This window comes from Streptomyces sp. NPDC017943, from assembly GCF_044328425.1.
Taxonomy (GTDB): Bacteria; Actinomycetota; Actinomycetes; order Streptomycetales; family Streptomycetaceae; genus Streptomyces; species Streptomyces djakartensis_A.
This window is the reverse complement of record NZ_JBIRHH010000005.1, coordinates 667,580-679,338: the sequence shown is the minus strand read 5'-3', so window position 1 is coordinate 679,338 and position 11,759 is coordinate 667,580. Positions and strand designations below refer to the sequence as shown.

Here is an 11,759-nt window from a genome sequence, read left to right as displayed (position 1 = left end):
GAGGGGAATCTGAGCATCACGATCCGATAGCAATCGGACACATGTCGTAGCACTTGCGAGCAGCGCTCATACCAGCCGGGTAACGGAAGCTCCTCGCAACCGGAACCCTCTTGACGGCGTGCTCATCCATCAGCGTGACTGCACAAGGTGCACGCGCGCGCGTGCACGCGTTTTTGTACACACCTGGATCGTACGACCAGTGAACCGAAGGGGGCCCGGGTGAGACTGCTGCTCGTCGAGGACGACAACCACGTCGCCGCCGCCCTGTCGGCGGTCCTGGCGCGGCACGGCTTCGACGTCACGCACGCGCGCAGCGGTGAGGAGGCCCTCCAGGCACTCGTCCCCGAGAGCGACGGCTTCGGTGTCGTCCTCCTCGACCTCGGCCTGCCCGACCAGGACGGGTACGAGGTGTGCGGCAAGATCCGCAAGCGCACCGCCACCCCCGTCATCATGGTCACCGCCCGCTCCGACGTGCGCTCGCGCATCCACGGCCTCAACCTGGGCGCCGACGACTACGTGGTGAAGCCGTACGACACCGGGGAGCTGCTCGCCCGGATCCACGCGGTCAGCCGGCGCACCTCGCACGAGGACACCTCCAGCGGCATAGAGACCGCCCTGCGGCTCGGGACCGTGCACATCGAGCTCCCCACACGCCGGGTCAGCGTGGACGGCGCGGTGGTCCAGCTGACCCGCAAGGAGTTCGACCTGCTGGCCCTCCTCGCGCAGCGGCCCGGCGTGGTGTTCCGCCGGGAGCAGATCATCAGCGAGGTGTGGCAGACCAGCTGGGAGGGGACCGGGCGCACCCTGGAGGTGCACGTCGCGTCCCTGCGGGCCAAACTGCGCATGCCCGCCCTCATCGAGACCGTGCGCGGCGTCGGCTACCGGCTCGTCGCCCCCGCCGGATAGCGGGGCCGGGTGCGCACGCGTCTGCTCCCGCTGCTCATCGTCCTGATGGCGGCCGTCCTGCTCGCCCTCGGGGTGCCCCTCGCCGTCAGCCTGGCCGGCGCCCAGCAGCAGAAGGTCGTCGTCGACCGGATCGACGACACCGCCCGGTTCGCGGCCCTCGCCCAGTTCGTCACCGACTCGCCCGAGGGTCCCACCGGGGCCTTCGAGAACGAGCGGCTGGCCACCCTCAGCAGCGAACTGCGCAGCTACCACGAGGTCTACGGCATCCGCGCCGGCGTCTTCTACCGCAACGGCAGCGCCATGGCCCATGCGCCGGCACGCTGGTCCCTGCCCGAGGAGGGCGAGGTCCGCGAGGCCTTCGACGAGGCGAAGCTCAGCCGCCGCAGCCACGACCCGCAGCAGGTCTGGCCCTGGCAGCAGCACAACCTGGTGGTCGCCTCGCCGGTCATCCGGGACGGGGACGTCGTCGCGGTCGTCGTCACCGACTCGCCCACGGGCCAGTTGCGCTCCCGCACCCTGCACGGCTGGCTGGTCATCGGCGCGGGCGAGTTCGCCGCCATGCTGCTGGCCGTCGGCGCCGCCCTGCGGCTCACCGGCTGGGTGCTCAAGCCCGTACGGGTGCTGGACGCCACCACCCACGACATCGCCACCGGGCGGCTGAAGTCCCGGGTCGCCGCGGCCGGGGGCCCGCCGGAACTCAGACGGCTGGCCCGGTCGTTCAACGAGATGGCGGACAACGTGGAGGACGTGCTGGAGCAGCAGCGCGCCTTCGTCGCCGACGCCTCGCACCAGTTGCGCAACCCCCTCGCGGCGCTGCTGCTGCGCATCGAGCTGCTCTCCTTCGAACTGCCCGAGGGCAACAAGGAGATCGCCTCCGTCCAGGCCGAGGGCAAGCGCCTCGCCCAGGTCCTGGACGATCTGCTCGACCTCGCGCTGGCCGAGCACAGCGAGGCCGACCTCAGGGTCACCGACATCGGCGAGCTGACCGCGGAACGCCTGGCCGCCTGGTCCCCGACCGCCGAGGCCAAGGGCGTGACCCTGGTCGGCGACTGCCCGCCCACCACTGCCTGGGCCGATCCGGTCGCCCTGTCCAGCGCGCTGGACGCGGTCGTCGACAACGCGGTGAAGTTCACGTCCGAGGGCGAGACCGTCGAGGTGGCCGTCGCCTCGGAGGGGGACACTGTCACCGTCACCGTCTGCGACCATGGGCCCGGCCTCACCGATGAGGAACTCGCCCGCGTCGGCGACCGCTTCTGGCGCAGCGGCCGCCACCAGAACATCAAGGGGTCCGGCCTCGGCCTGTCCATCTCCCGGGCGCTCCTCGCGGCCGGCGGTGGCACGATCGCCTACGACCACCATGAGCCGCACGGGCTGCGGGTGACCGTACGCGTGCCGCGATCAGCGCCCGCCGCCTGACCCGACTCGGCGTCCCTGATGTGATCAGGCTCGCCGTCCGGTCCGGCCCTGTGCGGACCGGACGATCGCCCGGCGGCGACGTCACCGGCTCCGGCCGTGGCGCTGCGCCGCCCCTGCCGCTACGGCTTGACCGACTGGTAGTACCGCTGGGCGCCGACGTGCAGTTGCAGCGGGTCCGTGTAGATCGCCGTGCGCACGTCGACCAGTTGCGCCGAGTGGACGGTCGCACCGATGCGGTCCCGGCTGTCGAGCACCGTGCGCGTGAGCCACTCGGTGAGCCGGGGGTCCGTGTCGCTGCGTGTGATCAGCAGGTTGGAGACTGCCAGGGTGGGCACCGGGTGGCCGTGCTGCACGGAGGGGTACGCCGACTCCGGCATCTTCGTGGCGCGGTAGTAGCGGGTGGCTCCGCCCTGCTCGTGCAGCGCGGCCACCAGCGTGGCGTCGATCGGCACGAACCGGAAGGCCGACGCCGACTTCTTGGCCAGCCGGCTGAGCCCGTCCGTGGGCAGTCCGCCCGACCAGAAGAACGCGTCCAGGCCGTGTCCCAGCCGCTTGGGCCCGGTGTCGATGCCGTCCGAGGCCGGCTCGATGTCCTTCTCCGGATCGATGCCGGCCGCCCTGAGCACACCGTTCGCGATCAGTCGCACCCCGGAGTCGGGCAGCCCTATCGCCACGCGCTTGCCCCGCAGGTCGGCGACCGAGCGGATGTCCGAGTCCGGCGGCACGACGAGCTGCACGTAGTCGTCGTAGAGCCGCGCGACCCCGCGTAGTTGGCCGGCCCCCGGGCGGTTGTCGTGCATGTACGTGGCGACCGCGTCCGCCGCCGCGATCGCGAAGTCGGCCTCGCCCGAGGCCACGTCCGCGACGTTCTCCTGCGAACCGGCGCTGGTCAGCAACCGCACCTGCAGGTCGGGCATGTCCTTGTCGATCGCGGTGCGCAACAGCTCGCCGTACTCGTGGTAGACCCCCGCGCGCGTGCCGGTGCTGAAGTCGATCGACCCCGAGGGGGGCTCCTCCGCCCAGGGGCGCAGCCACCACAGCAGCAGGCCGAGGACCAGGACGGCGGCGGTGCCGCCCTGCGCGGCCCGGCGCCTGCCGACACGGGGGAACTTCTGGGACATGCGCGCGATCCTGCCAGCCGAGGGGCCTCGCTGACCAGGGGAGGGGGCGTCACCGCGACGGCCGGCGGCGCCTGGGACGGCGGTCGCGCCTCTTCCCGCCGCCGTGGCTCGACCGACGTCCCACCCACCCCGCTCGCCGTCCGCCCGGCCCGACCGCTCAGTCGGCGACCGGAGCCTCCGCCTCCGCCTTTGCGTCCGCCTCCGCCTTCGCCATCCGGGGCGCCAGCTCCGGAGTGCGAGGCGCGCGGCGCCGTGCCCACCAGGACGCCACCGGCTCGGTGTAGCGCGCGGTGAGCGGGCCCAGGACGACCAGGATGAGCACATACGCCGTGGCCAGCGGGCCGAGGGACGGCTCGACACCGGCCGCGACCGCGAGCCCGGCGATGACGATGGAGAACTCGCCCCGCGCCACGAGCGCACCACCGGCACGCCAGCGGCCCTTGACGGAGATCCCCGCGCGCCGGGCCGCCCAGTAGCCGGTGGCGATCTTCGTCAGTGCCGTGAGGACGGCCAGTCCGAGAGCGGGCACCAGCACGGGCGGGATGCTCGACGGGTCGGTGTGCAGCCCGAAGAAGACGAAGAAGACCGCCGCGAACAGGTCACGCAAGGGGCTGAGCAGCGTGTGCGCGCCCTCGGCGACCTCCCCGGACAGGGCGATGCCCACCAGGAAGGCTCCCACGGCGGCCGACACCTGCAGCTGCTGCGCGACGCCCGCGACCAGGATGGTCAGGCCCAGCACGACCAGCAGGAGCTTCTCCGGGTCGTCGCTGGAGACGAACCGCGAGATGACGCGGCCGTAGCGCACCGCGAGGAACAGCACGAGCCCTGCCGCCCCCAGGGCGATCGCCAGCGTCAGGCTTCCGGCCAGCAGCCCGGCCCCCGCCACCAGCGCGGTGACGATCGGCAGGTAGACCGCCATCGCCAGGTCCTCCAGCACCAGCACACTGAGGATCACCGGCGTCTCGCGGTTGCCGACCCGGCCCAGATCGCCCAGCACCTTCGCGATCACGCCGGACGACGAGATCCAGGTGACACCGGCCAGCACCACGGCCGCCACCGGGCCCCAGCCCAGCAGCAGCGCCACCGCCGCTCCGGGCAGCGCGTTGAGCGCGCAGTCGACCAGGCCGGACGGGTAGTGCGTCTTGAGGTTGGAGACCAGATCGCTCGCCGTGTACTCCAGGCCCAGCATCAGCAGCAGCAGGATGACGCCGATCTCGGCACCCGTGGCGACGAACTCCTCGCTCGCGCCCAGCGGCAGCAGACCGCCCTCACCGAACGCCAGGCCGGCCAGGAGGTACAGCGGGATGGGCGACAGCCGGAAGCGGGCGGCGAACCGTCCGAGCAGGCCGAGGCCGAGGATGATGGAACCGAACTCGATCAGCAGGACCGCGGAGTGCACCGGCTCACTCCCGCTCGAGTATCGTCGCGGCCGCGTCCACGCCCTCGCGGGTCCCGACGACGATCAGCCGGTCCCCGCCCGCCAGCCGGAAGTCCGGCGCCGGCGACGGAATGGCCTCCGCCCGCCGCAGCACCGCCACGACCGACGCGCCCGTCTCCGTCCGCATCTTCGTGTCGCCCAGCACCCGCCCGTTCCAGCGGGAGGTGGCGGGCACCTCGATCCGCTCGGCGACCAGCCCCAGATCCGTCGTGTACAGCAGGCTCGGGCTGTGGTGCGACGGCTTGAGCGCGTCGATCAGCGAACCCGCCTCGGAACCGGTCAGCCGCAGGGAGTGCGCGCAGGAGTCCGGGTCGTCGGCCCGGTACACGTTCACCGTGCGCGTGCCGTCGCGGTGCGCCACCACCGACAGATGGCGGTGTTCCCGGGTCTCCAGGTCGTACTGGACCCCGATACCCGGTAGCGGCGTCGCCCTCAGGCGCGGAGCTGACACGTGGCTTCCCCTTGTTCGTCGTGTTCGTGTTGTTTGTCGTTTTAGTCGTGTTCGGCTGGGAGCGGACCTGCGTCCGGCCCCCGAGGGACCCGGATCTGCGTCCGGCCCCCGAAGGACCCGGATCTGCGTCCGGCCCACGAGGAACCCGGACCCGCGTCCGGCTCCGGAAGGACCGGAGCCGAGGTCCGTACGGCCCGGGGCTCCGGTGAACCGTGCCGATCATCGGATCGGCCGTCTCCGCATGCTCCCATCCGGCCGTACGGTGACGACATGGGTGTCGTGACGGATATACGCCACGGCCGGAGGTCGGAGAGGCTGGGACGGGCTGTGTCGTACGCGAGGGGCGGAAGGAGCGGGTCCGGGAACGTGTCGTTGTTCTGGCGGATCTTCTCGCTCAACGCCGCGGGCCTGGTCGTGGCCACCGCCCTGCTGCTCGGTCCGGTCACCGTGTCCACGCCCGTCCTGCCCGGCGAGGCCCTCGTCCTGCTCGGCGGCCTCGTGCTGCTGCTCACCGCCAACGCGCTCGTGCTGCGCTTCGGCCTCGTCCCCCTCCAGCGGCTGGACCGGGCCATGGCCACCGCCGACCTGCTGCGCCCGGGACACCGCCCCGAGGTCAGCGGCCCGGCGGAGGCGGCCGGCCTGATCACCACGTACAACACGATGCTCGACCGGCTGGAGGCCGAGCGGGCGGAGGGCGCCGCCCGGGCCCTGTCGGCGCAGGAGCGGGAGCGGCACCGGATCGCCCGGGAGCTGCACGACGAGGTCGGGCAGACCCTCACGGCCGTCCTCCTCCAGCTCAAGCGCGTCGCCGACCGGGTGCCCGGGGACCTGCGCGAGGAGGTCGGCCAGGCCCAGGAGGCGACCCGGGCCGGCCTCGACGAGATCCGCCGGATCGCACGCCGGCTGCGCCCCGGTGTCCTGGAGGAGCTGGGCCTGGCCAGTGCCCTGCGCTCGCTGGCCGGGGAGTTCACCACCCACGGGCTGACCGTGAGCCACCACGTCACCGGCGACCTGCCCGCCCTCAGCCCGGAAGCCGAACTGGTCGTCTACCGGGTCGCCCAGGAGAGCCTGACCAACACCGCCCGGCACGCCGCAGCCGACCGCGCCGAACTCCGGCTGCGGCCCGTCCCCGGCGGCGTCGAACTCCTCGTGCGCGACAACGGCACCGGCCTCACCGGGGCCGCCGAGGGCGCCGGCATCACCGGCATGCGCGAACGCGCCCTGCTGATCGGCGCCGCACTCGGTCTGGAACCCGCCCCCGGCGGGGGCACCGACGTGCTGCTGCGCATCCCCGTCCCGGAAGAGACCCGCTGATGTCCGTCACCGAAGGACCCCACTGATGTCCACCCCGATCCGCGTTCTGCTCGCCGACGACCACACCCTCGTGCGGCGCGGGGTCCGTCTCATCCTGGACGGCGAACCGGACCTCACCGTCGTCGCCGAGGCCGGCGACGGGGCGGAGGCCGTGGCCAAGGCCCGGGAGACCCCCGTCGACCTGGCGGTCCTGGACGTGGCCATGCCCCGCATGACCGGCCTCCAGGCAGCCCGTGAGCTCTCCCGCCGGCTGCCCGGCCTGCACATCCTCATCCTCACGATGTACGACAACGAGCAGTACTTCTTCGAGGCGCTCAGGGCCGGGGCCAGCGGCTACGTCCTGAAGTCCGTCGCCGACCGGGACCTGGTCGAGGCGTGCCGGGCGGCCGTGCGCGACGAGCCGTTCATCTACCCGGGCGCCGAGCGGGCCCTGGTCCGCTCCTACCTGGAACGGCTCCGGCGCGGCGACGGCGTGCCGGAGCGGGCCATCACCGAGCGCGAGGAGGAGATCCTCAAGCTGGTCGCCGAGGGCCACACCTCCAAGGAGATCGGCGAACTGCTCTTCATCAGCGCCAAGACGGTCGAACGCCACCGGGCCAACCTCCTGCAGAAGCTCGGCATGCGCGACCGCCTGGAGCTGACCCGGTACGCCATCCGGGCCGGGCTCATCGAGCCCTGAGCCCCGGGCGGAGTTGTCCACAGGCGGCCGAGCCATGTGCGCCGAGCGCCTACCCTTGTCGTCATGAGCAGCATCGACCGGAGCCAGTCAGTGGGCGGCACGCGCACGTACGAGGTACGCACCTACGGGTGCCAGATGAACGTCCACGACTCCGAGCGATTGTCCGGACTGCTGGAGGACGCGGGCTACGTCCGCGCCCCGGAGGGCGCCGACGGCGAGGCCGACGTCGTCGTCTTCAACACCTGCGCGGTCCGGGAGAACGCCGACAACAAGCTGTACGGCAACCTCGGCCACCTCGCGCCGAAGAAGGCCGCCCGCCCCGGCATGCAGATCGCGGTCGGCGGCTGCCTCGCGCAGAAGGACCGGGACACCATCGTGAAGAGGGCGCCCTGGGTGGACGTCGTCTTCGGCACGCACAACATCGGCAAGCTCCCCGTCCTGCTGGAGCGCGCCCGCGTGCAGGAGGAGGCGCAGGTCGAGATCGCCGAGTCGCTGGAGGCGTTCCCCTCGACCCTGCCCACGCGCCGCGAGAGCGCCTACGCGGCGTGGGTGTCGATCTCCGTCGGCTGCAACAACACCTGCACCTTCTGCATCGTCCCGGCGCTGCGCGGCAAGGAGAAGGACCGCCGCCCCGGCGACATCCTCGCCGAGATCGAGGCCCTGGTAGCCGAGGGCGTCTCCGAGGTCACGCTGCTCGGTCAGAACGTCAACGCGTACGGCTCGGACATCGGCGACCGCGAGGCCTTCAGCAAGCTGCTGCGCGCCTGCGGGAAGATCGACGGGCTGGAGCGCGTGCGCTTCACCTCACCGCACCCGCGTGACTTCACCGACGACGTCATCGCCGCCATGGCCGAGACGCCGAACGTGATGCCGCAGCTCCACATGCCGCTGCAGTCCGGCTCGGACCCGGTCCTGAAGGCGATGCGCCGCTCCTACCGCCAGGAGCGCTTCCTCGGGATCATCGAGAAGGTCCGCGCCGCCATCCCGCACGCCGCCATCAGCACCGACATCATCGTGGGCTTCCCCGGCGAGACCGAGGAGGACTTCGAGCAGACGCTGCACGTGGTGCGCGAGGCCCGCTTCGCGCAGGCCTACACCTTCCAGTACTCCAAGCGCCCCGGGACCCCGGCCGCCGAGATGGACGGCCAGATCCCCAAGAAGGTCGTCCAGGAGCGCTACGAGCGCCTCGTCGCCCTCCAGGAGGAGATCTCCTGGGAGGAGAACAAGAAGCAGGTCGGCCGCACCCTGGAGCTGATGGTCGCCGAGGGCGAGGGCCGCAAGGACGACAGCACCCACCGCCTGTCCGGCCGCGCCCCCGACAACCGCCTCGTCCACTTCACCAAGCCGGACGAGGAGGTCCGCCCGGGCGACGTCGTCACGGTCGAGATCACCTACGCCGCCCCGCACCACCTCCTCGCCGAGGGGCCGACCCTGGGCGTGCGCCGCACGCGCGCGGGCGACGCCTGGGAGAAGCGCAACGCGGCCGAGAAGTCCAAGCCCGTCGGCGTGATGCTGGGCCTGCCGAAGATCGGCGCTCCCGAGCCGCTGCCCGTGGCGGCGGGCGGCTGCGGCTGCGACTGACCGGGGCGGGAGCGCTGCCGCCCGCGGTGGCGGTGCTCCTCGAGCGTTACCCTGCCGATCATGCTTGTCGCCGCCGCAGCCTGCCCCTGCCCGCCCCTGCTCGTGCCCGAGGTCGCCGCGGGCGCGGCACCGGAACTGGACGCCGCGCGAGCCGCCTGCGTGGATGCGCTGGGCGTGCTCGCCGCCGCCCGCCCCGACCGGCTCGTGGTGGTCGGGCCGGTGGAGGGCACCGGGTCCGCGTCGTACGCGCAGGGCACCGCGGGCTCGTTCCGGGGCTTCGGTGTCGATCTCGGTGTACGGCTGGGACCGGCCGGGGACGCGCAGGGGGCACAGCGGTTGCCGTACTCCCTGGCCGTGGCCGCCTGGCTGCTGGAGCGCACGGGATGGCGTGACGCGCCCGTCGAAGGACTGGGCGTCGGCGAGCAGCTCGCCCCGCAGCGGTGCCTCGGGATCGGGCGTGAGGTCGCCGACCGGGCCGGACGGGTCGCACTGCTGGTCATGGGCGACGCCAGCGCGTGCCGGACGCTCAAGGCTCCGGGGTACCTCGACGAACGCGCCGCGCCGTTCGACGCCGGGGTGGCCCGTGCGCTCGGTGCGGCCGACCTGACCGCCCTCAGCGGTCTGGACACGGGTCTGGCGCAGGAGCTGAAGGTGTCCGGCCGGGCTCCCTGGCAGGTGCTGGCCGGCGCGGCCGGGGGCGCCGGCCTCGGCGGATCACTGCTGTACGAGGACGCGCCGTACGGCGTCGGGTACCTCGTCGCCACCTGGTCGTAGGGACGCGGTCGGAGACGGCGCACACGGCGCACACGGCGCGCACGGCGGAGTCGGCTGAGGCCTGGACGGACGGTGGACGGCGGACGGCCGGGAGCAGGGGTGCTCCGCGGCCGTCCGGGGTGTCCCGCGTGTGCCGCGCGGGATGACGCCCGTGTGCCGTGCGGGATGACTCCGGTGTGCCGTGCCCGTGCCGGGCGCGCGTCAGGAGGTGGGCGGAGGTACGTCGTCCGGCGGGGTGGTGCCTCCCGTGTCACGCGGCGGAGCCGTGCCGCCCGCGTCCGCGGGTGTGGCTCCCGCGCTCGGCCCGGGAGGGGTGCCCGGCGTCGACGTCGTTCCCGTCGCCGACGCCGTGCCGCCCGTGCCCGGTGTGCCGTCCTCCTTGTGCGCGAGCCGGCCCATGGCGCCCTTGGCCTTGCCCGTGCCGGACTGGATCCGGTCGCTGTACTTGCCCTTGGTGCTCTTGTCGACGGCCTCGGCGGCCTTGTCCAGACCGTGGTGGATCTTGTCCTCGTGCCGCTGCGCGAGGTCTGAGACCTTGTCCTTGGCCGGGCCCAGTTTGGCCTTCACGTTGTCCAGCAGACCCATGGTTCACCTTCCCTCGCGCGGGGGGCGGTCACGTACGGGCGCCCTCACCGGCCTCGTTGTCCGCCGCCTCTTCGGTGGACTGCTGCTTGGGGATGTCGACGCCCTCCGGCTCGGCCTTCTCGGCGATGGCCTCGGTGATGGCCTCGGCGGTGGCCTCGGCGGCCGGCTCGTCCGCCTGCGCGGTCGCGTCCGCGCCCTTCGTCTCCGCGGTCCCGGCCGCCGCCGCCTCCTCCGCCTCGGCCCCGGCCTTCGCCGACTCGGCCTGGGCCTCGGCGGCAGGCGCCTCCGCCGTGGCCTTCGACCGCCGGAAGAGTCGTGCAAACACGCCCATATCCACTCCATACGTTACTCGTGCGGGCGAAACCCCGCGTTGCCCGGTGCGTCCGTCTGCGCGGCCCGGGCCGCCGCCTCCGTGATCCGGCGGCAGGAACCTCGCAACGGGCAACGACCCCGCGACCGCGGCGTCACGTAACTCGTTCGAGAGCCGGCTTCTAGGTTTGCGAGACTGTCCCGGTGAGCAGCGCACCCCCCGCCCCCCGCGTCATCGCCGTCGTCGGACCGACCGCGGCCGGAAAGTCCGATCTGGGCGTCTTCCTGGCCCAGCGTCTCGGCGGCGAGGTCGTCAACGCCGACTCCATGCAGCTCTACCGAGGGATGGACATCGGCACCGCCAAGCTGACGCCCGAGGAGCGCGGGGGAGTCCCGCACCACCTGCTGGACGTCTGGGACGTCACCGTCACGGCCTCCGTCGCCGAGTACCAGCGCCTGGCCCGGGAGCGGATCGACGCGCTGCTCGCGCAGGGCCGTTGGCCGGTCCTGGTCGGCGGCTCGGGGCTGTACGTCCGCGGGGCCGTCGACAACCTGGAGTTCCCCGGCACCGACCCCGAGGTCCGCGCCCGGCTGGAGGAGGAGCTCGCGCTGCACGGATCCGGCGTGCTCCACGCCCGGCTGGCCGCCGCCGACCCCCAGGCCGCCCGGGCCATCCTGCCCGGCAACGGCCGCCGGATCGTCCGCGCCCTGGAGGTCATCGAGATCACCGGCAAGCCCTTCACCGCCAACCTCCCCGGGCACGACTCGGTGTACGACACCGTGCAGATCGGCGTCGACGTGGCGCGACCGGAGCTCGACGAGCGCATCGCGCGCCGCGTCGACCGGATGTGGGACGCCGGGCTCGTCGACGAGGTACGCGCACTGGAGGCGCAGGGGTTGCGCGACGGGCGGACCGCCTCGCGTGCGCTCGGCTACCAGCAGGTGCTGACGGCGCTCGCCGGGGAGTGCACTCTGGAGGAAGCGCGCACCGAGACCGTCCGTGCCACCAAGCGCTTCGCGCGCCGCCAGGATTCATGGTTCAGGCGCGATCCCCGGGTGCACTGGTTGAGTGGGGCCGCGGCGGATCTCCCCCGACTTCCGCAGCTCGCACTGTCCTTGGTCGAACGACCGGTTACAGCCTGATCACGTCCTGGCATCGGGACGCCCAGGCCGTCATCGGGGCCT

The 11,759-nt window shown here is 72.7% G+C and carries 12 protein-coding genes; 7 read left to right on the top strand and 5 right to left on the bottom strand.

Annotated elements, in window-relative coordinates:
* The first annotated feature begins 219 nt into the window (after window positions 1–219).
* A complete protein-coding gene (locus ACH4C6_RS19905) occupies window positions 220–906 on the top strand; it encodes a response regulator transcription factor (RefSeq protein ID WP_398109894.1) in 687 nt (228 codons plus the stop codon).
* Window positions 907–915: 9 nt separating this feature from the next.
* A complete protein-coding gene (locus tag ACH4C6_RS19900) occupies window positions 916–2,322 on the top strand; it encodes a sensor histidine kinase (RefSeq protein WP_398109893.1) in 1,407 nt (468 codons plus the stop codon).
* A 119-nt stretch (window positions 2,323–2,441) separates the two neighbouring features.
* Here the strand turns inward: ACH4C6_RS19900 and ACH4C6_RS19895 are convergent, their stop codons facing one another.
* From ACH4C6_RS19895 to ACH4C6_RS19885, 3 genes are all read right to left on the bottom strand, one after another.
* Window positions 2,442–3,443 (bottom strand): TAXI family TRAP transporter solute-binding subunit, encoded by a 1,002-nt coding sequence (locus ACH4C6_RS19895; RefSeq protein WP_398109892.1) that lies wholly within the window; start codon window positions 3,441–3,443, stop codon window positions 2,442–2,444.
* Window positions 3,444–3,600: 157 nt separating this feature from the next.
* Window positions 3,601–4,842, bottom strand: coding sequence for a cation:proton antiporter (locus ACH4C6_RS19890; RefSeq protein WP_398109891.1), 1,242 nt, complete (start codon window positions 4,840–4,842; stop codon window positions 3,601–3,603).
* Between the two features lie 4 nt (window positions 4,843–4,846).
* Complete coding sequence (locus tag ACH4C6_RS19885) at window positions 4,847–5,332, bottom strand: TrkA C-terminal domain-containing protein (RefSeq protein WP_333935699.1); 486 nt, start codon at window positions 5,330–5,332, stop codon at window positions 4,847–4,849.
* Between the two features lie 366 nt (window positions 5,333–5,698).
* Between ACH4C6_RS19885 and ACH4C6_RS19880 the strand changes: the two genes are divergently transcribed.
* The 4 genes from ACH4C6_RS19880 (at window position 5,699) to ACH4C6_RS19865 (ending at window position 9,680) form a co-directional block, all read left to right on the top strand.
* On the top strand, window positions 5,699–6,646 hold the full coding sequence (locus tag ACH4C6_RS19880) for a sensor histidine kinase (RefSeq protein ID WP_398109890.1): 948 nt from the start codon (window positions 5,699–5,701) through the stop codon (window positions 6,644–6,646).
* A gap of 25 nt (window positions 6,647–6,671) precedes the next feature.
* The gene (locus tag ACH4C6_RS19875) at window positions 6,672–7,325 is read left to right on the top strand and encodes a response regulator (RefSeq protein WP_398109889.1); all 654 of its coding nucleotides are present in this window, start codon (window positions 6,672–6,674) and stop codon (window positions 7,323–7,325) included.
* Between the two features lie 63 nt (window positions 7,326–7,388).
* A complete protein-coding gene (gene miaB, locus ACH4C6_RS19870) occupies window positions 7,389–8,906 on the top strand; it encodes a tRNA (N6-isopentenyl adenosine(37)-C2)-methylthiotransferase MiaB (protein WP_398109888.1) in 1,518 nt (505 codons plus the stop codon).
* Window positions 8,907–8,966: 60 nt separating this feature from the next.
* Window positions 8,967–9,680 (top strand): class III extradiol dioxygenase subunit B-like domain-containing protein, encoded by a 714-nt coding sequence (locus ACH4C6_RS19865; RefSeq protein WP_398109887.1) that lies wholly within the window; start codon window positions 8,967–8,969, stop codon window positions 9,678–9,680.
* A 201-nt stretch (window positions 9,681–9,881) separates the two neighbouring features.
* Here the strand turns inward: ACH4C6_RS19865 and ACH4C6_RS19860 are convergent, their stop codons facing one another.
* Window positions 9,882–10,265, bottom strand: a complete 384-nt coding sequence (locus tag ACH4C6_RS19860) for an antitoxin (protein WP_398109886.1) — start codon at window positions 10,263–10,265, stop codon at window positions 9,882–9,884.
* 28 nt (window positions 10,266–10,293) lie between these two features.
* The gene (locus tag ACH4C6_RS19855; protein WP_398109885.1) at window positions 10,294–10,596 is read right to left on the bottom strand and encodes a hypothetical protein; all 303 of its coding nucleotides are present in this window, start codon (window positions 10,594–10,596) and stop codon (window positions 10,294–10,296) included.
* A gap of 182 nt (window positions 10,597–10,778) precedes the next feature.
* Here ACH4C6_RS19855 and miaA point away from each other — a divergent pair, with 182 nt between their 5' ends.
* A complete protein-coding gene (miaA, locus tag ACH4C6_RS19850; protein WP_398109884.1) occupies window positions 10,779–11,717 on the top strand; it encodes a tRNA (adenosine(37)-N6)-dimethylallyltransferase MiaA in 939 nt (312 codons plus the stop codon).
* The last annotated feature ends 42 nt before the right edge of the window (window positions 11,718–11,759 follow it).